This window comes from Streptomyces sp. NPDC059866 (assembly GCF_042731325.1).
GTDB classification, from domain to species: Bacteria; Actinomycetota; Actinomycetes; order Streptomycetales; family Streptomycetaceae; genus Streptomyces; species Streptomyces flavusporus.
This window is the reverse complement of the sequence record NZ_JBHWJT010000003.1, coordinates 380,844-399,564: the sequence shown is the minus strand read 5'-3', so window position 1 is coordinate 399,564 and position 18,721 is coordinate 380,844. Positions and strand designations below refer to the sequence as shown.

Here is an 18,721-nt window from a genome sequence, read left to right as displayed (position 1 = left end):
GATGGACAGCGCCCGCCGACGGAACGTTCCGTCGACGGGCGCGCGAGGTCGTGAACCAGTCAGGCAGGTGCGGGACCGGGTGCACGACGGGTGGGGGAGACGGAGCGGATCGGCGGCCGATCCGGTTCACGTCCGTGGTGGTGAGGCGGGGTGGCGGGGGAGGGGCGGTTCGAAGGATCGGGGGTGCGGTGGGGTCAGTGGATGATGCCGGTGCGCAGGGCCACCGCCACCATCCCGGCGCGGTCGCCCGTGCCGAGCTTGCGGGCGATGCGGGCGAGGTGGCTCTTGACGGTCAGGGCGGACAGGCCCATCGAGACGCCGATCGCCTTGTTCGACTGGCCTTCGGCGACCAGCCGCAGTACCTCCACCTCGCGGCCGGACAGCTCGCGGTAGCCACCCGGGTGACTCGGGGCACCCGGGGGGCGGCGGTGCAGACGGGCGGCGGCCGCGCCGATGGGAGCGGCACCCGGTCGGGTGGGGAGCCCGACGTTGGTGCGGGTGCCGGTGACGACGTAGCCCTTCACACCGCCCGCGAGGGCGTTGCGCACCGCGCCGATGTCGTCGGCGGCGGACAGGGCGAGACCGTTGGGCCAGCCGGCGGCGCGGGTCTCCGACAGGAGCGTGAGGCCGGAGCCGTCGGGCAGATGGACGTCGGCGACGCAGATGTCGCGGGGGTTGCCGATGCGGGGACGAGCCTCTGCGATGGACGAGGCCTCGATCACATCGCGCACACCGAGCGCCCACAGATGGCGGGTGACGGTGGAACGGACGCGCGGGTCGGCCACGACCACCATGGCGGTCGGCTTGTTCGGGCGGTAGGCGACCAGGCTTGCGGGCTGCTCGAGGAGAACGGACACCAGGCCTCCTGGGGTGCGGGACGGGGCCGGCTCGTAGGGGGTGAAGCCGGGACGAACCGTGCTTTCAAGGTCACAGACGTCTTCGGCACCAAACCGGTCTGCCTTTAGAAAATGATCGCGATCCAGTGAGTAACAATCTGTGCAATTCGGACACACGGTCGATCATTCGAAGATCGAACGGCTTCGGTTCGCATCGTGGTACGGCCGAAAATGGTCGTATCAATAAAGGGTTCGGCCTGAAACGGCCCAGCCGGGTGACGCTCAGCGTGACTGCGGGCCGCGCCGCTGGGGCAGCGTCACCACCGAGGCGTCACCCGGACCGGCCGGCGGCAGGCCCGCGACCTGCGCGAGCAGATCGCACCAGGACGCCAGATGCGCCGCCGTGTCCGGCACCCCGCCCAGGCCCTCCCGCGGTGTCCACGAGGCACGGATCTCGATCTGCGAGGCGGACGGGCGCGCGGACAGCCCGCCGAAGTAGTGGGAGCTCGCGCGCGTGACGGTGCCGCTCGCCTCCCCGTACGTCAGACCGCGCGCCTGCAGCGCCCCCGTCAGCCAGGTCCAGCACACCTCCGGCAGCAGCGGGTCGGCGGCCATCTCCGGCTCCAGCTCCGCGCGCACCAGCGTCACCAACCGGAAGGTACCCCGCCAGGCGTCGTGCCCGGCGGGGTCGTGCAGCAGCACCAGCCGGCCGTCGGCCAGGTCCTCGTCGCCGTCGACGACGGTGGCCTCCAGCGCGTACGAGTGAGGGGCCAGCCGCTGCGGCGCGCGGGTCGGCTCGACCTCGATCTGCGGCCGCAGCCGCGCGGACCGCAGTGCGTCCACGGCGGCCCGGAAGGGCAGCGGAGCTGTCTCGCCCGAATGCAGGTCCTCCTCCTTCGGGTCGTCCGTTCCGCCAGCGTCGTCCGACAGTCGTCCCTGAGCCGCAGCCATGCGGTGCAGATTAAGCGGAACGGGGGCTGAGTGCAGGGTGACACCCCGCCCTGCCTGTTGGTGCCGGCCTCGCTGGGGCTGCCGCCCCCAGACCCCGCCTCGTCGTGGGTGGTTCCTGTCGCACGGTGGGTGCGGGCCGTGTGTGGCTGGTCGCGCAGTTCCCCGCGCCCTTGAGGCCGGCTGCCCCCTGCCCCCCTTGTCGGTGCGGCGTGCGAGACTTTTCGTCGTGAGTGCGAACGGAAGCCCCACGGGCAAGCAGCCGACAGCGACGTATGACTCCGCCTTTCTGAAGGCGTGCAGGCGCGAGCCCGTGCCGCACACGCCCGTGTGGTTCATGCGGCAGGCCGGGCGCTCGCTGCCCGAGTACCGCAAGGTGCGCGAGGGCATCCCGATGCTCGAGTCCTGCATGCGGCCCGAGCTGGTCACCGAGATCACGCTGCAGCCGGTGCGGCGGCACAACGTGGACGCGGCGATCTACTTCAGCGACATCGTCGTCCCGCTCAAGGCCATCGGCGTCGACCTGGACATCAAGCCCGGCGTCGGCCCGATCGTCGAGCGCCCGATCCGTTCCCGTGCCGACCTCGCCCAGCTGCGCGATCTGACCCCGGAGGACGTGTCCTACGTAACGGAGGCGATCGGCATGCTGACCGCCGAGCTCGGTCAGACGCCCCTCATCGGCTTCGCGGGCGCCCCGTTCACCCTGGCGAGCTACCTCGTGGAGGGCGGCCCGTCCCGCACGTACGAGAACGCCAAGGCGATGATGTACGGCGACCCCGAGCTGTGGGCCGACCTGCTCGACCGCCTCGCGGACATCACCGCCGCGTTCCTCAAGGTGCAGATCGAGGCGGGCGCGAGTGCGGTCCAGCTCTTCGACTCCTGGGCCGGCGCTCTCGCCCCCGCCGACTACCGGCGCTCCGTCCTGCCCGCCTCGGTGAAGGTCTTCCGCGCGGTCGAGGCGTACGGCGTCCCGCGCATCCACTTCGGCGTCGGCACCGGCGAGCTGCTGGGCCTGATGGGCGAGGCCGGTGCGGACGTCGTCGGCGTCGACTGGCGGGTCCCGCTGGACGAGGCCGCCCGCCGGGTCGGTCCCGGCAAGGCGCTCCAGGGCAACCTCGACCCGACGGTCCTGTTCGCCCCGCAGGAGGCCGTCGAGGCCAAGACCCGCGAGGTCCTGGAGGCGGCGGCGCAGCTGGAGGGCCATGTCTTCAACCTCGGCCACGGCGTCATGCCGTCCACGAACCCGGACGCGCTGACCCGTCTCGTGGAGTACGTCCACACGCGGACGGCCCGCTGAGTCACCACGTCTGCCGGCAGGCGCAGAGGGGGCCGTGACCGGCGGTGCCCCTCGGTCCTCATCGAAAGGCTCGATGCCTGCCCCGACAGCTCGCCCGTGGCATGGCTCTTTCTTCAAGACCTGCGACTGCGCTTTGGCGCGGTGCCTGGCGGAACCGCCTCTCGGGACGCTGCCTCGTCCAGTTTCTGCACCACGCGCTCGGAGATCTGAGTCAGTACTCGCAGCTCCGCCAGCGTGACATGGTCGAGAAACAGTGCGCGCACCGCCTCCATATGACGTGGGGCAGCGGCTTCGATCATTGCGCGCCCCGCGTCTGTGATCACTGCGAAAGCGCCCCGTCCGTCCTCGGGACACTCTTCCCGCACCACCAGCCCACGCTTGACCATGCGGGAGATGTGGTGGGAAATCCGACTCTTCTCCCATTCCAGCGCACGGGCAAGATCCTGAGCCCGCTGCCGCCCGTCCGGTACGTCCGTCAGCTCGACCAGCACTGCGAAGTCTGCCTCCGAGACGTTGGACTCCGTCTGCAGCAAGCGTGACAGCCGGCTCCGGAGCTTCTCCTGAAGGCGGACGTAGCTGCGCCACGCGTGCTGCTCCTCCGTCGTCAACCACCGCACCGTTTCTGCCATGGAGTCAGTTTAGATTAGTTGATGAGTCACCTGTCATGCGACGCCCTCAGGCGGTCGCGCAGCGCCGCCGAGATCCGCCCGGCTGCGGCGAGTTCGTCCGGCGTGAGCGCATGGACGAACAGTTCGCGGACCGCACGCAGATGCGGCAGCAAAGCGTTGCGGAACGCCTCCGCACCTGCGGCCGTGAGCACCACCTCGGTGCCGCGGCCGTCGGCGACGCAGTCCTCGCGCCGGATCAGCCCTCGTCGCTCCATGCGCTTGATCTGGTGCGAGAGCCGGCTGCGCTGCCAGCCGATGTGGGCCGCCAGTTCGGAGGGGCGCAGTCGCCCTCCCGCTTCTCGCAGCGCGAGGAGCGTGGCGTAGTCACCCGGTGACAACGAGGACTCGCTGACCAGGCGCGAGGAGAGTTCCGAGCGAAGCGCTTGCATCGTTTCGATGAAGTCCTGCCATGTCCGCAGTTCCTCGGCGGTGGGCAACCCTCTGCGTCGCTCTCCCACTGACCCTCCCTTTGGTTGACACGTCAATCATGCTGGGTAAGTATTTGACGCGTCAACCAACCGGCTGTCGCGCGACACCGAATGTCCGCGGTACCAGTAGGAGGAGTCCATGACGGCCACCGCGTTCGAATTGGGGCTGAACTCGTTCGGAGAGGTCGCGACCGACGGCGACCGGTCGCTGAGCGATGCCGAGACCGTCCGCCTGTTGATCGAGGAGGCCCAGCTCGCCGAAGCCGTGGGTATCGACTCGTTCAGTGTCGGCGAGCACTACCGCGCAGGTCACAACGACAGCGCCACTCCGGTCCTGCTCGCCGCGATCGCCACCGCGACGGAACGCATCCGGCTCGGCACCTCGGTGACCGTGCTGAGCACCAACGACCCCGTGCGGCTCTACCACGAGTTCTCCACGCTGGACGCCGCCTCGAACGGTCGCGCCCAGCTGGTACTGGGGCGGGCGTCGGCCACCGAGTCGTTCCCGCTGTTCGGCTACGACCTCGCCGACTACGAGGAGCTGTTCGAGGAGAAGCTCGACCTGTTCATGCGCCTCCAGCGTGAGGAGACGGTGACCTGGTCGGGTCGGTTCCGGCCGCCGCTCGTCGAGCAGCGACTGCGCCCCCGGATGCCGCCCGGTGGCATTCCCACCTGGATCGGCGTGGGCGGCAGCCCGAACTCCGTGGTACGCGCGGCCCGCTACGGCCTGCCGCTCATGCTGGCCGTCATCGGTGGACGCCCCCAGCGCTTCGCCGGCCACGTCGAGCTCTACCACCGGACGCTCGAACAGTTCGGACACGCCAGGCAGCCCGTCGCCCAGCACTCACTGGGGCTCGTCGCCGACAGCGACGAGGAGGCGATCGAGACCTGGTGGCGGTACTGGCAGCCGGTCGTCGCCGCCCTTGCGGAGGAGCGCGGGTTCTACCAGCCGACCCGTGAGCGCTACCTGTCGGAAGTCGGCAAGGGCGCGCTCTTCGTCGGCTCTCCCGAGACCGTCGCACGCAAGATCGCCACGATGGCCCGCGATCTGCATCTCAGCCGTTTCGATCTCAAGTACGACCTCATGTACCTCCCCCGCGAAGCCCGAGCCCGCACGATCGAGCTGCTGGGCCGCGAAGTCGCCCCGCGGGTCAGGGAGCTGCTCGCGAAGGAGCCCGCCCATGTCTGAACTCACCTTCGGTCTGGACACGTTCGGCGATGTGCCGGAGGACGACTCGGGCACCCCGGTGTCCGACGCGCGGGCCATCCGGCAGGTCCTCGACGAGGCCGTGCTCGCGGAGCAGACCGGTGTCGACGTCCTCGCCCTCGGTGAACACCACCGTCCGGAGTTCGCGATCTCCACTCCGGAGACCGTGCTCGCCGGCATCGCCACACGGACCAGCCGTATCCGCCTCTCGTCGGGTGTGACCGTGCTGAGCTCGGACGATCCGGTCCGCGTGTTCCAGCGGTTCTCGACCGTGGACGCGCTCTCCAACGGCCGCGCCGAGGTGATCCTCGGGCGCGGCTCGTTCACCGAGTCGTTCCCGCTCTTCGGATACGACCTGGCCGACTACGACGTGCTGTTCGAGGAGAAGATCGAGCTCTTCGCCAAGCTGCTGGAGGAGAAGCCCGTCACCTGGAGCGGCACCAAGCGCGCTCCACTGGAGAACGCCGACGTCTTCCCCAAGACCGAGTCCGGACACCTCAGCACCTGGGTCGGTGTCGGCGGCTCACCCCAGTCGGTCATCCGCACCGCGCACTACGGGTTCCCGCTCATGATCGCCATCATCGGCGGCAACCCGGAGCGCTTCGCGCCCTACATCGACCTCTACCAGCGCGCCACCGACAAGTTCGGCACGACCGCCCATCCGGTCGGGATGCACTCGCCCGGCTTCATCGCCGACACCGACGAGGAGGCCCGGGAGCTGCACTGGCCGCACTACAAGGTCATCCGTGACCGCATCGGCGCGCTGCGCGGCTGGCCGCCGCTCCGCAAGGAGGAGTACGAGGCCGAGATCGAGCACGGCTCGCTCTACATCGGCTCGCCCGAGACGGTCGCCCGCAAGATGGCCCGCGCCATCACAGCGCTCGGCGTGGGCCGTTTCGACCTCATCTACACCACGGGGGCACAGCCGGTCAGCGCCCGCCTGCGCACAGTCGAGCTCTACGGCACGAAGGTGCTCCCGATGGTCCGCGACATCCTCGCGGGCTGACACCGTGAACGGAGTAGAAATGGACACCACCACCGCTGCCGTGCGCACGGTCGGCATCCTGGGTGCGGGGAAGGTCGGCACCGTGCTGGCACGGCTGGCCCTGGCAGCCGGTTATCGCGTACTCATCGCCGGATCGGGCGACCCGGCCAAGATCGCGCTCACCGTCGAAGTCCTCGCCCCCGGCGCCGTCCCGGTCACCGCGCCGGCCGCCGCGGAGGCGGAGGTTGTCATCCTGGCGCTCCCGCTCGGCAAGTACCGCACGATTCCGGCCGAGGCCCTGCGGGGCAAGCTCGTCATCGACGCTATGAACTACTGGTGGGAGGTCGACGGCATCCGCGATGACCTCACCGACCCACTCACCTCCTCAAGCGAGATCGTGCAGGCGTATCTGTCCGGAGCGCGGGTGGTCAAGGCGTTCAACCACATGGGTTACCACGATCTTGAGGACAGCGCTCAGCCCGAGGGAACGCCGGGGCGCAAGGCGATCGCGATCGCCGGTGACGACCCGGACGACCTGGACACCGTCGCGGGCCTCGTCACCGCTCTCGGCTTCGACCCCGTCACCGCAGGTCTCCTCGCTGACGGAGTACGGCTCGAACCAGGGACCGAGCCTTTCGGCGCCAACGTTGGCGCCGGGGAACTGCGCGCGATGCTCGTCCGCTTCCCGGAATCGGCACGTGGACGCGCCGTGATCAGCGCAAGGGGCGCCGCCGCCTCACCGGTGACCGGCCAAGCCGCCTGACCGCCGACCCTGAGCTCGGCTGGCGGCGCCTACGAGCACCCACACAGTTGACACGTCAAGAGAAACCATCCTTGGAAAGGAAGTCATGGCTACCTCCATCACTGACATTCGGGCCGACCACTCCTTGTCGGCGAACTCCCTCGCCGGCCCGGGCGCCGGCCGGCATCGGGGCCCACGTGCCAAGGACGATCGCTGCACGCCCGGAAGCGCAACCTTTGGGGGGCGCGGCCGTCACCGCAAAACCGCTCCCAGCCCCCAGATCGAGCGGGCTCGTGGGGCCTGAGGTGACACCCGGCCGAACCATGACCGGGCGCACCGCACCCAGGACCTCGACACGCGGCACGGCGGGCCGCGTGTCGAGCGCGATCCACCCGAATCAGGGGCGCCGTTGAGCTCGTCGGGGGAGATGCTGACGGCAAACGGCGAGTGCATGGAACGGGTGAGTGATGTTGAGCCGCTGACCGTCGATGAAGAACGTTTCTGGCGTGCCCTGATGCGCGTCACGGTGGCGCTGCCGCGCTCGCTGGACGCAGATCTGCTCCGGTCAACGGGCCTGTCGCTCACCGACCATGTCGTCCTCGTGAACCTCTCCGAGGCCAAGAACCAGGAACTGCGGATGACGGACCTCGCCGCAGCCTGCGCCCTCTCGGCGAGTCGGATCACCCGAACTCCACTGAAGCAGATCGACTCCACCATCGTCCGTGTCCGTCGCACTCCGCCGCCACCGCGACCGGCGAGGCGGCCGGCCACCGACGACAACGCCGCAGATGGGGGTGGCAGACCCCGCGTCTGCGACACCCCTCTCGGAGCCGACCTGGAGGAATGGTTCACGGCGCTCACCGTCACCGAAGAGGCCCCACTGGCCGGGCGCGACACGGCATCCCGAGGGGCGGCAGATTAGCCAGGTGCGGCCGCCGCTCTCGCGTAGGCCGGGTCGAACATCGCCCATCACTGTCGGATCGTCTGATTCAAGACGATCACCGCGAGCATCAGCTCCTCGACCTCGCAGAAGGCCTGAGGCTCGTCCCAGGTGCTGCGCCACTCCTCAGGACGCAACCCGCCTCGGTACAGCGGCCCGAGTGATGCGCGGCGGAGCGGAAGGAGGGGGCCGTTCCTCCAGAGTGCGCCAGGGTCACGCTGGAGGCACGCTGGAAGGGCGAGTTCAGGGCGCCTTCTGAGACGTCCTTGCCGGCGGTGACGCCCAAATTCTGGGTATTTCCGGCTGTGGCACGTTGACGGGCGACGTCATCGCCTTCCCTTTGACAGGTGACGAATTGAGCGCTCCCTCCACCTGCTCAGCCGATAACGCAGGCGGAACCCGAATCCACGAAGGTGAGTGAAAAGATGGAGCTGAAGCTCGAAGTCATCATGCTGCCCGTCTCTGACGTCGATCGGGCCAAGAGCTTCTACGAGGCGGTGGGATTCCGCCTGGACGTCGACAACACGTTCAGTGACGACTACCGATTGGTGCACTTCACGCCGCCCGGCTCCGGGTGCTCGATCATCTTCGGCAAGGGAATACTCTCCGCCGCCCCCGGCTCGACCCAGGGCCTGTACCTCATCGTCTCGGACGTCGAGCAGGCCCGTGCGGAGCTCGTCGGCCGCGGCATCGAGGTGAGCGAGGTGTTCCACGACGCCGGAGGGCTTCTGCACCACGGCCACGAGGCCGGAGACGCCGTCCACCGCGGCGCCGGCCAGGAGCGGATTTCCGGCCCTCACCCCGAGCGCACCTCTTATGCCTCCTACGCCACCTTCAGCGACCCGGACGGCAACGGCTGGGTTCTTCAGGAGATCACGGAACGCCAGCCTGGCCGGTGACACCACGCCTGGCACCCAAGGAGTACGTTCGACGACGGGGGAACAACAGCAAGGCTCAACAATATGGCAGGGCTTTATGGTCGAGAAAGGCCGATGCCATGAACTGCTACGACTGCGCTACCAACGCGCTTCAACCGGTACAGGCTGTCGCTGTAGCCGCTTGCGCCCGGTGCGGAGCCGGGATGTGCCGCTAGCATCTGCATGTCACCAGCGATCCGCTTCCTGGCGTACCCAACCCCCCCGCCCAGGCCGGAAGCCAGACGACTGACGTGCGACGTCTGCTGCACAGCGGAGCATGCGGCCGCCGGTGCTGCCTGAGCAGCCCCGCACGGGTCTCTAATCCGTCCGCCCGGGACGGCACTCGGCGCCTTGTCCGCCCGCACCCGCGCGGGGCGTAGGCGGGACGATCGAACCCGAGCCCGGCAGGGATGGCTGATGGCCGAGCACCTTGTGCTGCCTTGACTCGACTCGCGGTCCGCGTCTTTGGCCGGCCCTCTCACCAACCCGGCCGTGCGCGCCTGCCGAACAGCAGGCCGCGCGGTTCCGGTGGCGGCGGGGTGCCGGGCCGGAGCGGCCAGGCGAGCAGCATTCCCGCGAGGAAGCCGACGATGTGCGCCGCGTACGCCACGGTGCCGGCGTCGGAGATGCCCTCGCCGGAGGAGTACACCGCCTGCAGCCCGAACCAGAAGCCGAGCACCAGCCAGGCCGGCAACCTCAGCGGCAGGAAGATCAGGAATGGGACCAGCACCCACACCCTGGCCTTCGGATACAGCACCATATAGGCGCCCAGCACACCGGCGATCGCCCCCGAGGCGCCGATCAGCGGCTCGGCGGACTCGGCGTTCAGCACGGAGAAGCCGTACGAGGCCGCATAGCCGCAGACGGCGTAGAAGAGCGTGAACCGCACATGGCCCATGCGGTCCTCGATGTTGTTGCCGAAGATCAGCAGGAAGAGCATGTTGCCCAGCAGGTGCAGCCAGCTGCCGTGCAGGAACATCGCGGTGAGGACGCTGAGTTCCGGCGACTTGTCGTAACCCGGCGGGCCGACCACGCAGCCCGGGCCCTGCGGGCCCACCGCGATGTCGCCGGTGGGCACCAGCCGCGGCATCTGATGATGAATCAGTTCGCGGGGCACCACGGCGTATTGGTCCAGGTAGGCCTGGAGATGGCACAGCTGCGCCAGGCTGCCGTCGCCCGCCACGGAACCCGCCATGCCGGGCATGGACAGGAACACGACGACGTTCGCCACGATCAGCGCGTATGTCACCCAGGGCGTGCGGCGCGCCGGGTTCACGTCATGGACGGGGATGACCACAAGGAAGTAGTGCCCGCGATACGTCCGCCGAACCGGTGAACGCGGCCGTCCGGGTGTGCGTATGTCTTCTCGACCGGCCGCGGCACGGCGAGGCGCGTCGCGGGACGACGTGAGGAACAGGCGATGAACGACCGAGTTACTCCTGCGATGCAGGCCACGCCCGACGGCGAGGCACAGATGGCGCTGGTGGTCCACCTCCCCTGGGAGGACGTCGCCCGGCTCGGCCAGGAGGCCGGCCGGCTGGCGCAGCAGTTGCAGCGGCCGGTGACGCTGGACGAGGCGGTGAGCCACCGGCTGCGATCCGTGTCCCCGGGCGCGCACGCAAAACCGGCGGGGGCACAGCCGACAGCCATGCCGTCCGCCGCATCCGTGTCGTCGCTGCCGTCACGCCCGCCGGCGGAGCAGGCACGGCAGGCGATCGACCGGATCAACGGCACGGCGTAGCGGTGCGGATGGCGCCGTAGACCGTGCGTTGTGCGCCGGGTGCGGGTTGTCCGTGGCTGTTCGCGCAGTTCCCCTTGGGGTGCTGCCCCTAAGGCGTCTTGTTCCGCACCGCCGCTGCCGCCTTCCTCGCCGCGACCAGCACCGGATCCCACACCGGCGAGAACGGCGGCGCATACCCCAGATCCAGCGCCGTCATCTGCTCCACCGTCATACCGGCGGTCAGCGCCACCGCCGCGATGTCCACCCGCTTGCCCGCCCCCTCCCGGCCGACGATCTGCACGCCGAGAAGCCGCCCGGTGCGGCGCTCGGCGAGCATCTTGACGGTCATGGGGGAGGCGCTCGGGTAGTACCGGGCGCGGCTGGTGGACTCGATGGTCACCGTCTCGAACTGCAGCCCCGCCCGCCGGGCGTCCTTCTCGCGCAGCCCGGTCCGGGCGATCTCCAGATCGCACACCTTGCTCACCGCCGTGCCCACCACGCCGGGAAACGTGGCGTAGCCACCGCCGACGTTCGCACCGATGATCTGGCCGTGCTTGTTGGCGTGGGTACCGAGCGCGATGTGCCGTTCGCGGCCGGAGACGAGGTCGAGGACCTCCACGCAGTCGCCGCCGGCCCAGATGTTCTCGTGCCCCCGTACCCGCATCGCCAGGTCGGTGAGCAGCCCTCCGTGCTCGCCGAGGGGCAGTCCCGCCGCCTTCGCCAGCGCGGTTTCCGGGCGTACGCCGATGCCGAGCACGACGACGTCCGCCGGGTACTCGGCGTCCGCCGTGGCCACCGCCCGCACCCGGCCGTCCTCGCCCATGTGCAGCTTGGTGACCTCGGCGTCGTTGACCATGGTGATGCCCAGGCCCTCCATGGCCCGGTGCACCAGGCGGCCCATGTCCGGGTCGAGGGTGGACATCGGTTCCCTGCCACGGTTGACGACCGTCACCTCGAAGCCGCGGTTGATGAGCGCCTCGGCCATCTCGACGCCGATGTAGCCCGCGCCGACGACGACCGCACGCCGGCCACGCGCGGACGTGAGGGTGTCCAGGAGGTCCTGGCCGTCGTCCAGGGTCTGCACCCCGTGGACGCCGAGGGCGTCGATGCCCGGCAGGTCGGGGCGGATCGGGCGGGCGCCGGTGGCGATCACGAGCTTGTCGTACGGCGTCCAGGACTCCTCCCCGGAATCGACGTCACGCGCGCGTACTCCCCCTTTCTCGACATCGATCTCCGTGACCTCCGTGCGCAGACGCAGGTCGATGCCGCGCGCGCGGTGCTCCTGCGGAGTGCGCGCGATCAGCTCGTCCCGCTCGGAGACATCGCCGCCCACCCAGTACGGGATGCCGCATGCGGAGTAGGAGGTGAAGTGGCCGCGCTCGAAGGCCACGATCTCCAGCTCGTCCGGGCCCTTCAGCCGGCGGGCCTGTGACGCCGCGGACATCCCCGCGGCGTCACCGCCGATCACGACCAGGCGCTCTGCCCCGTTGCTGCCACGGCTGGTACGGCTCATGCTCATGCGGACACGCTACGGGGACCGGGCGTTTCAGTCCTGCTCGCCCCGCTGCTCCTCCCCGGCGCTCTCCGGCGCAGGCCGGGCGGTGGGCAGCGGACCCAGCGCCGTCATCGCGTTCTCCGCGGCCGGGCGGTCCGACAGCCGGGGCCGTACGAGGCGCAGCCAGAGCAGGACGAGCAGCGCGGCCAGGGCAGCGAACGGCAGCACCGCGGCGACGGCCACGACGATCCAGCGCAGCATCGCCACGAACGCGTCCCAGCCGCCCGTCAGCGCGTCCACGAACCCGGGATCGTCGTCGCCCTCGGCGGCCTTCTTCACCGGCGTCTCGGACAGGGAGAGCGTGATGGTGGCCAGGCTCGTACGGTCCTTCAGGGACGCCTGCTGGGCGAGCAGTGCCTCCAGGTCGGCCTGGCGGCCGCTCAGTTCGCCCTCCAGCTCCACCACGTCGCTGAGTTTGGTCGCCCGGTCCATCAGCTCGCGGATCCGGGCGACGCTGGCGCGCTGCGTCCTGATCCGGCTCTCCACGTCGACGACCTGGTCGGTGACGTCCTGTGCCTTCGCGGTGCGGTCGAGGAGCTTGCCGGCGCCCTCCAGATCGGTCAGGACGTCCTCGTACCGGTCGGCGGGCACGCGCAGGACCACGCGGGTGCGCTCGTTGCCCTTCTCGTCCCGCGTGGTGGTCTCACTGCCGACGTAGCCGCCGGCGTTCTCGGCGGTGGCGCGGGCGTCGTCCAGCGCCTTGGGCACGTCCTTGACCTGCACGGTCAAGGAGGCGGTGTGGATGATGTCGCTCGTGCCGAGCCGGGGCGGCGCGGTGGCGCGGCCCGAGTCGGCACGGCCGCCGCTGTCGGGGACGCCTGCCTTGGAATCGGCCTGGGCCGCGGCCTCGCCGGCACTGCTGTCGCCTCCGCTGTCGTCCGCGCCGGTGCAGCCCGTGAGGGCGAGGGCGGCGGCGATCAGGATCCCGGCCAGGGCCTGGGCCGGCCGTCGTACGGAACGTCGTGCGCGCATGTGGGTGCATCCCCCCGAGGGTCGTGACGACTGACGCTTCTTCGACGCCGGGAGGGGGCGGGACGTTTGACCGGGCCGGTCCCGATGCGGTCACGGTCGGGACTCGGTGGGGCCACGGGGCCGCGGCGGGACTGTCGGTGGAGTCTGAGAAGGTGGAGCCATGAACGGAGCAGGCACGGACGCCGGGCATGTCGTCGTCATCGGAGCCGGAATCGCCGGGCTGGCCGCGGCGCACCGGCTGCTGGCGCGGGGGGCGCGGGTGACCGTGCTGGAGGCGTCGGACCGGGTCGGCGGGAAGCTGCTGCCCGGCGAGATCGCGGGCGTGCGGGTCGACCTGGGCGCCGAGTCGATGCTGGCGCGCCGGCCCGAGGCGGTGGCCCTCGCCCGCGAGGCGGGGCTGACCGACCGGCTCCAGCCACCGGCGACCGCGTCCGCCTCGCTGTGGACCCGCGGCGCCCTGCGCCCCATGCCCAAGGGCCACGTCATGGGCGTGCCCGGCACTGCGTCCGCCCTCTCCGGGGTCCTGTCCGACGAGGGCCTGCACCGCATCGAGCGGGACGCCGACCTGCCCCGCACCGAGGTCGGCGACGACGTGGCGGTGGGGGAGTACGTGGCGGCGCGGCTCGGCCGCGAGGTCGTCGACCGCCTGGTGGAGCCCCTGCTGGGCGGGGTGTACGCGGGCGACGCGTACCGCATCTCGATGCGGTCGGCCGTCCCCCAGCTCTTCCAGGTCGCCCGCACCCACACCTCGCTCACCGAGGGGGTGCGGGAGATCCAGGCCGGGGCGGCCGCGGCCCAGCAGACCGGGCCGGTGTTCATGGGCATCCGCGGGGGCGTGGGCAGCCTGCCCCTCGCCGTCGCGGAGTCGGTGCGCGCCCGCGGGGGCGAGATCGTCACCGGGGCACCCGTGACGGAGCTGCGCCGGGAGCCGGCCGCCGGGTGGCGGATCGTCGCCGGTGACCGGGTGCTGCACGCCGACGCCGTGATCGTCGCCGCGCCCGCGCCCGCCGCAGCAGGGCTGCTGCGCGCAGAGGCCCCCGCCGCCGCTGCCGAGCTCGCCGCCGTGGAGTACGCGTCCATGGCCCTGGTCACCCTCGCCTACCGCAGGACCGAGGCGCACCTGCCCGAGGGCAGCGGGTTCCTGGTGCCGCCGGTCGACGGGCGGACCATCAAGGCGTCGACGTTCGCCTCGCAGAAGTGGGGCTGGATCGCCGACGAGAACCCGGACCTGGTCGTGCTGCGCACCTCCGTCGGGCGGTACGGCGAGACGGAGATCCTCCAGCGCGACGACGCCGGGCTCGTGGAGGTCTCGCGCACCGACCTGCGCGCGGCGACCGGCCTGGCGGCGACCCCCGTCGAGACCCGCGTCACCCGGTGGTCCGACGGCCTGCCCCAGTACCCCGTCGGCCACCACGCGCGCGTGGCCCGCATCCGCGAGCACCTCGGCAAGCTGCCGGGACTGGCCGTGTGCGGCGCGGTGTACGACGGCGTGGGCATCCCGGCGTGCATCGCGAGCGCGTACGCCGCGGTGGACCAGATCCACGGCGACCTGGGCGCTGTGCAGGAGCTCACCGCGAACCCGGTGCAGAGTCTGCACGGCGGAGCGGGAGAATAAGGGACATGAGTGACGACGCCCCCACCACCGGCCCTGCTCGGATCCCGAACAAGGGCAAGCTGGCCAAGGACCTCAACGAGGTCATCCGCTACACCCTGTGGTCCGTGTTCAAGCTGAAGGACGTACTGCCCGAGAACCGCGCGGGCTACGCCGACGAGGTCCAGGAGCTGTTCGACCAGCTCGCCGCCAAGGACGTCACCGTCCGCGGCACCTACGACGTCTCCGGGCTGCGTGCCGACGCCGACCTGATGATCTGGTGGCACGCCGAGACCAGCGACCAGCTGCAGGAGGCGTACAACCTCTTCCGCCGCACGCGGCTAGGCCGTGCCCTGGAGCCGGTCTGGTCGAACATGGCGCTGCACCGCCCCGCCGAGTTCAACCGCTCGCACATCCCGGCGTTCCTCGCCGACGAGACGCCCCGCGACTACGTCAGCGTCTACCCGTTCGTGCGCTCCTACGACTGGTACCTCCTGTCCGAGGAGGACCGCCGCCGGATGCTCGCCGACCACGGCAAGATGGCCCGCGGCTACCCGGACGTGCGCGCCAACACGGTCGCCTCGTTCTCCCTCGGCGACTACGAGTGGATCCTCGCCTTCGAGGCCGACGAGCTGTACCGCATCGTCGACCTCATGCGCCACCTGCGCGGCTCGGAGGCCCGGCGGCACGTCCGCGAGGAGGTGCCTTTCTTCACCGGGCGCCGGAAGTCCGTGACGGAGCTGGTCGCAGGCCTCGCCTGATCAGTGTGTGGGCCGGGCGGCCGTTGCCTTCGGGGTGCGGTCGCCCGGTGTCGTCGGCTTCGGTTCCGGGTGCGGTGCGCAGGCCGCCCGGCCCGACGGGAGACGGCCCTGCAGCAGGTACGCCTCCATATGGCCGTTGACGCAGGGGTTCGCGCCGCCCGCGATGCCGTGCGTGCCGGCGTCCCGTTCGGTCACCAGGACGGAGCCCGAGAGCCGGCGGTGGAGTTCGAGGGCGCCGCGGTACGGGGCGGCCGCGTCCCGCTCGGCGGCGAGGATCAGCGTCGGCGGCAGCTCTCCCGGCCCGGTCCGCACGTCGAGGGGCTGCTGACGCGGCGCCGGCCAGTAGGCGCACGGCAGGTTCATCCACGCGTTGTCCCAGGTCTCGAACGGTGCCACGCGGGCGAGCCGGGTGTTGTCCCGGTCCCAGACCTTCCAGTCCGTCGGCCAGGGCGCGTCGTTGCACTCGACGGCCGTGTAGACCGCCCTGGAGTTCTCCGCCTCCACCGCCTTCTCCTTCCGCGGCGCGGCCAGGTCGACCAACGGCCGCGGATCGCCCTTCAGATAGGCCGACAGCGCCTCGGCGCGGCGCGGCCAGAAGTGGTCGTAGTACCCGGCCTCCAGAAACATGTTCTGCAACTGCCCCGGCCCGACCTTGCCGCCGGCCGGCTCGGCGGCGAGCCGCGCCCGTGCGGTGTCGTAGCTGCGTTGCACCTCCCTCGCGGTGGCGCCCAGCCCGTACACGGTGTCGTGCTCCGCGATCCACGCCTTCAGGTCCGTCCAGCGCCCCTCGAACGCGGCCGACTGGTCGAGGTTGTTGCGGTACCAGATCTGCGCCGGGTGGGGGTTCACTGCGGCGTCGAACACCATGCGCCGTACGTGGGAGGGGAACAGCGTCGCGTACAGCGCCCCGAAGTAGGTGCCGTACGACGCGCCCACGAAGGTCAGCTTCTGCTCGCCGAGCGCCGCGCGCAGGACGTCCAGGTCGCGGGCGTTGTTGAGGGAGTGGTAGTGCCTGAGCGCGCTTCCGGACCGCTGGGCGCAGCCGCGGGCGTAGGCCTTCGCCCCCGCGATGCGCTCCTGCTTGTACGACTCGGAGGGGTGCGTCGGTGCCTGCGAGGGCGCCTTGAAGTAGTGCTTGGGGTCCTGGCAGGACAGGGGTGCGGAACGGCCGACGCCGCGCGGGGCGTAGCCGACCAGGTCGTACGCGGCCGCGAGGCGCTTCCACTCGGGGAGTCGGCCGACCAGCGGGAAGTGGTATCCGGAGGCGCCCGGACCGCCCGGGTTGTAGACCAGGGCGCCCTGCCGCGGCACCTTGCGCTTGCTGTTGTGCGGGTCGCGATGGGTGGCCCGTACTCTGCTGACGGCGAGTTCGATCTGCTTGCCGCGGGGCTTGGCGTAGTCGAGCGGGACGGTGACCGTGCCGCACTCCATGGTCCCCGGCAGGTCCTGGGCGTCGGGGCACTTGCCGAAGTCGATGCCCTCGGCCTGTGCGCGGGCGGCGGCCAGGGCGGTGCCGCGCGTCTCGGCCACCCTGTCCGGGGCGCCGGGTGCGCCGCCGGCCGGGGCGGCGATGAGCGTGGTGAGGAGCAAGGAACCGGCGGCCGTGTAGAGGACGGCAGCTCTCATCGGGTATCCCTTCGGAGCGCGGCAGCGACAAAAGGGATATTTCGGGCTATTGCGGGTGAAGGCAAGCACCGAACGGTCGGTGCCGTCGCCAATGCGCCCGTACGCCCCCCAGGCCCTGTCCGCCCGGGAGGCCCACGGCGAGTACGCGTGGCCTCGATCCGGGGGAGGCCCGGTCAGCGGCGGAGCAGTACCCGGCGGGCGCGTGCCATGCGGGAGCGCGGACGTGGTGTCGTACCCGCCCGGTCCAGCCACCACTGGCGCAACTCCCGCCGCGCGCGGGCGTCTTCGGGCCGCTCGGCGAGCAGCAACTGCTCGGCGAAGTGCAGTGCGTCGCGCCGGTAGCCGCCGGTCATCGGGTGCCGGTGGGCGTACGCGAGGAAGGCGGGCCGGTAGGCGTCACCGAGGATCTCCGGCAGCTCCGGCGCGACCTTCGCCACCACGTCCGCCCGCTTCCCGGCCAGCGCCCGCGCCTGCACCCCGAGGCGCACCCGGTCGAACCCCTCCGGCACGGGCGTACCGGCGACGAGCGCGGACAGCAGCGCGGCCTGCGCGAGGCCGAGCCGCTGGCGAGCGGGGTCGCAGGCCTGCGTCGAGAGGGCCGGCCCGGCCGTCGGGAGAGCGGCTCGGTCCGGCTCACCGCCCCTTGCCCGCCCCTCCTCCAGGGCATCCCGAATCGACACCAACTCCCGTTCCAGCTCCGCCGGTTCGGGGAAGTTCTCGTCCCGCTCCAGCAGCACTCCCGGCGGTGAGACACGGGACGCGAGGTCGGTCAGGATGTCGAGGACCGGCTGCGGGACCGGGTGGGCGTGGCTGTCGTGCCAGACGCCGTCGCGCTCGAAGCCGCCCGCCACATGGACGTAGGCGAGGGCCTCCAGCGGGATCTCGGCGAGCGCCTTGGCCGGGTCCTCGCCGCGGTTGACGTGGTTGGTGTGCAGGTTCGCCACGTCGATCAGGAGCCGTACGCCGGTGCGTTCGGCCAGCTCGTACAGGAACTGGCCCTCGGTCATCTCCTCGCCCGGCCAGGAGATCAGCGCCGCGATGTTCTCCACGGCGAGCGGCACGGGCAGCGCGTCCTGCGCGATGCGCACGTTCTCGCACAGCACGTCGAGGGCGTCCCGGGTGCGCGGCACCGGCAGCAGATGCCCGGCCTCCAGCTGCGGGGACGCGGTCAGCGGGCCGCCGGCCCGGACGAACGCGATGTGCTCGGTCACCAGCGGCGAGCCCAGCGCCTCCGCCCGCTCGGCGAGGGCCGTCAGCCGTGCGGGGTCGGGCCGCTCGGCGCCGCCGAGGCCCAGGGAGACGCCGTGCGGGACGACCGTCACCCCGCGCTCACGCAGCCGTAGCAGCGCGTCGGGGAGATGGCCGGGGCAGACGTTCTCGGCGACGACCTCGACCCAGTCGACGCCCGGCATGGCTTCCACGGCGTCCGCGATCTCCGGCCGCCACCCGATTCCGGTCCCCAGTCGCTCCATGGCCCCCTCCTTCACGTCCGATCTGCCACCTGGATCCGCTGTGTCGTCTCCTTCGA

The 18,721-nt window shown here is 71.0% G+C and carries 18 protein-coding genes; 9 read left to right on the top strand and 9 right to left on the bottom strand.

Features of this window, described 5'->3' with window-relative positions; genetic code table 11:
* Window positions 1-194 precede the first annotated feature (194 nt).
* Both ACFV7R_RS06215 and ACFV7R_RS06210 read right to left on the bottom strand, forming a co-directional pair.
* Window positions 195-857, bottom strand: a complete 663-nt coding sequence (locus ACFV7R_RS06215) for a response regulator transcription factor (RefSeq protein ID WP_003993737.1) — start codon at window positions 855-857, stop codon at window positions 195-197.
* A 261-nt stretch (window positions 858-1,118) separates the two neighbouring features.
* Window positions 1,119-1,787 (bottom strand): DUF3000 domain-containing protein, encoded by a 669-nt coding sequence (locus ACFV7R_RS06210; RefSeq protein ID WP_385260458.1) that lies wholly within the window; start codon window positions 1,785-1,787, stop codon window positions 1,119-1,121.
* A gap of 226 nt (window positions 1,788-2,013) precedes the next feature.
* Between ACFV7R_RS06210 and hemE the strand changes: the two genes are divergently transcribed.
* The gene (gene hemE / locus ACFV7R_RS06205) at window positions 2,014-3,081 is read left to right on the top strand and encodes a uroporphyrinogen decarboxylase (RefSeq protein ID WP_385260456.1); all 1,068 of its coding nucleotides are present in this window, start codon (window positions 2,014-2,016) and stop codon (window positions 3,079-3,081) included.
* A 113-nt stretch (window positions 3,082-3,194) separates the two neighbouring features.
* Here the strand turns inward: hemE and ACFV7R_RS06200 are convergent, their stop codons facing one another.
* Window positions 3,195-3,710: a MarR family winged helix-turn-helix transcriptional regulator gene (locus ACFV7R_RS06200; RefSeq protein ID WP_385260453.1), complete on the bottom strand. Its 516-nt coding sequence runs from the start codon at window positions 3,708-3,710 to the stop codon at window positions 3,195-3,197.
* A gap of 26 nt (window positions 3,711-3,736) precedes the next feature.
* The gene (locus tag ACFV7R_RS06195) at window positions 3,737-4,207 is read right to left on the bottom strand and encodes a MarR family winged helix-turn-helix transcriptional regulator (protein WP_385260450.1); all 471 of its coding nucleotides are present in this window, start codon (window positions 4,205-4,207) and stop codon (window positions 3,737-3,739) included.
* A gap of 109 nt (window positions 4,208-4,316) precedes the next feature.
* Between ACFV7R_RS06195 and ACFV7R_RS06190 the strand changes: the two genes are divergently transcribed.
* From ACFV7R_RS06190 to ACFV7R_RS06170, 5 genes are all read left to right on the top strand, one after another.
* Window positions 4,317-5,366, top strand: a complete 1,050-nt coding sequence (locus ACFV7R_RS06190) for an LLM class flavin-dependent oxidoreductase (protein ID WP_385260447.1) — start codon at window positions 4,317-4,319, stop codon at window positions 5,364-5,366.
* Window positions 5,359-6,390, top strand: coding sequence for an LLM class flavin-dependent oxidoreductase (locus tag ACFV7R_RS06185; protein WP_385260445.1), 1,032 nt, complete (start codon window positions 5,359-5,361; stop codon window positions 6,388-6,390). Before ACFV7R_RS06190 ends, ACFV7R_RS06185 begins: the two co-directional genes overlap by 8 nt.
* Before the next feature lie 19 nt (window positions 6,391-6,409).
* The gene (locus tag ACFV7R_RS06180; protein ID WP_385260442.1) at window positions 6,410-7,132 is read left to right on the top strand and encodes an NADPH-dependent F420 reductase; all 723 of its coding nucleotides are present in this window, start codon (window positions 6,410-6,412) and stop codon (window positions 7,130-7,132) included.
* A gap of 439 nt (window positions 7,133-7,571) precedes the next feature.
* Window positions 7,572-8,033, top strand: a complete 462-nt coding sequence (locus ACFV7R_RS06175) for a hypothetical protein (protein ID WP_385260441.1) — start codon at window positions 7,572-7,574, stop codon at window positions 8,031-8,033.
* 443 nt (window positions 8,034-8,476) lie between these two features.
* Entirely contained in the window at window positions 8,477-8,950 is a 474-nt protein-coding gene (locus tag ACFV7R_RS06170; protein WP_385260438.1) for a VOC family protein, read from the top strand.
* Window positions 8,951-9,446: 496 nt separating this feature from the next.
* Here ACFV7R_RS06170 and ACFV7R_RS06165 read toward each other — a convergent pair whose 3' ends face one another.
* Entirely contained in the window at window positions 9,447-10,265 is an 819-nt protein-coding gene (locus tag ACFV7R_RS06165) for a rhomboid family intramembrane serine protease (RefSeq protein WP_385260436.1), read from the bottom strand.
* A gap of 123 nt (window positions 10,266-10,388) precedes the next feature.
* Between ACFV7R_RS06165 and ACFV7R_RS06160 the strand changes: the two genes are divergently transcribed.
* Complete coding sequence (locus ACFV7R_RS06160) at window positions 10,389-10,709, top strand: hypothetical protein (RefSeq protein WP_129803300.1); 321 nt, start codon at window positions 10,389-10,391, stop codon at window positions 10,707-10,709.
* 88 nt (window positions 10,710-10,797) lie between these two features.
* Here the strand turns inward: ACFV7R_RS06160 and ACFV7R_RS06155 are convergent, their stop codons facing one another.
* Both ACFV7R_RS06155 and ACFV7R_RS06150 read right to left on the bottom strand, forming a co-directional pair.
* On the bottom strand, window positions 10,798-12,207 hold the full coding sequence (locus tag ACFV7R_RS06155) for an FAD-dependent oxidoreductase (RefSeq protein ID WP_385260434.1): 1,410 nt from the start codon (window positions 12,205-12,207) through the stop codon (window positions 10,798-10,800).
* 27 nt (window positions 12,208-12,234) lie between these two features.
* Entirely contained in the window at window positions 12,235-13,215 is a 981-nt protein-coding gene (locus tag ACFV7R_RS06150; protein WP_385260433.1) for a DUF4349 domain-containing protein, read from the bottom strand.
* A 160-nt stretch (window positions 13,216-13,375) separates the two neighbouring features.
* Between ACFV7R_RS06150 and hemG the strand changes: the two genes are divergently transcribed.
* Window positions 13,376-14,830, top strand: coding sequence for a protoporphyrinogen oxidase (gene hemG, locus ACFV7R_RS06145; protein ID WP_385260430.1), 1,455 nt, complete (start codon window positions 13,376-13,378; stop codon window positions 14,828-14,830).
* A gap of 5 nt (window positions 14,831-14,835) precedes the next feature.
* Window positions 14,836-15,567 carry a hydrogen peroxide-dependent heme synthase gene (hemQ, locus tag ACFV7R_RS06140; protein WP_385260428.1) on the top strand — a complete coding sequence of 244 codons (732 nt, stop codon included), beginning with the start codon at window positions 14,836-14,838 and terminating at the stop codon, window positions 15,565-15,567.
* Here hemQ and ACFV7R_RS06135 read toward each other — a convergent pair whose 3' ends face one another.
* On the bottom strand, window positions 15,568-17,193 hold the full coding sequence (locus tag ACFV7R_RS06135) for an alpha/beta hydrolase (RefSeq protein ID WP_385260426.1): 1,626 nt from the start codon (window positions 17,191-17,193) through the stop codon (window positions 15,568-15,570).
* A gap of 173 nt (window positions 17,194-17,366) precedes the next feature.
* The gene (locus tag ACFV7R_RS06130; protein WP_385260424.1) at window positions 17,367-18,665 is read right to left on the bottom strand and encodes a DUF692 domain-containing protein; all 1,299 of its coding nucleotides are present in this window, start codon (window positions 18,663-18,665) and stop codon (window positions 17,367-17,369) included.
* Between the last annotated feature and the right edge of the window lie 56 nt (window positions 18,666-18,721).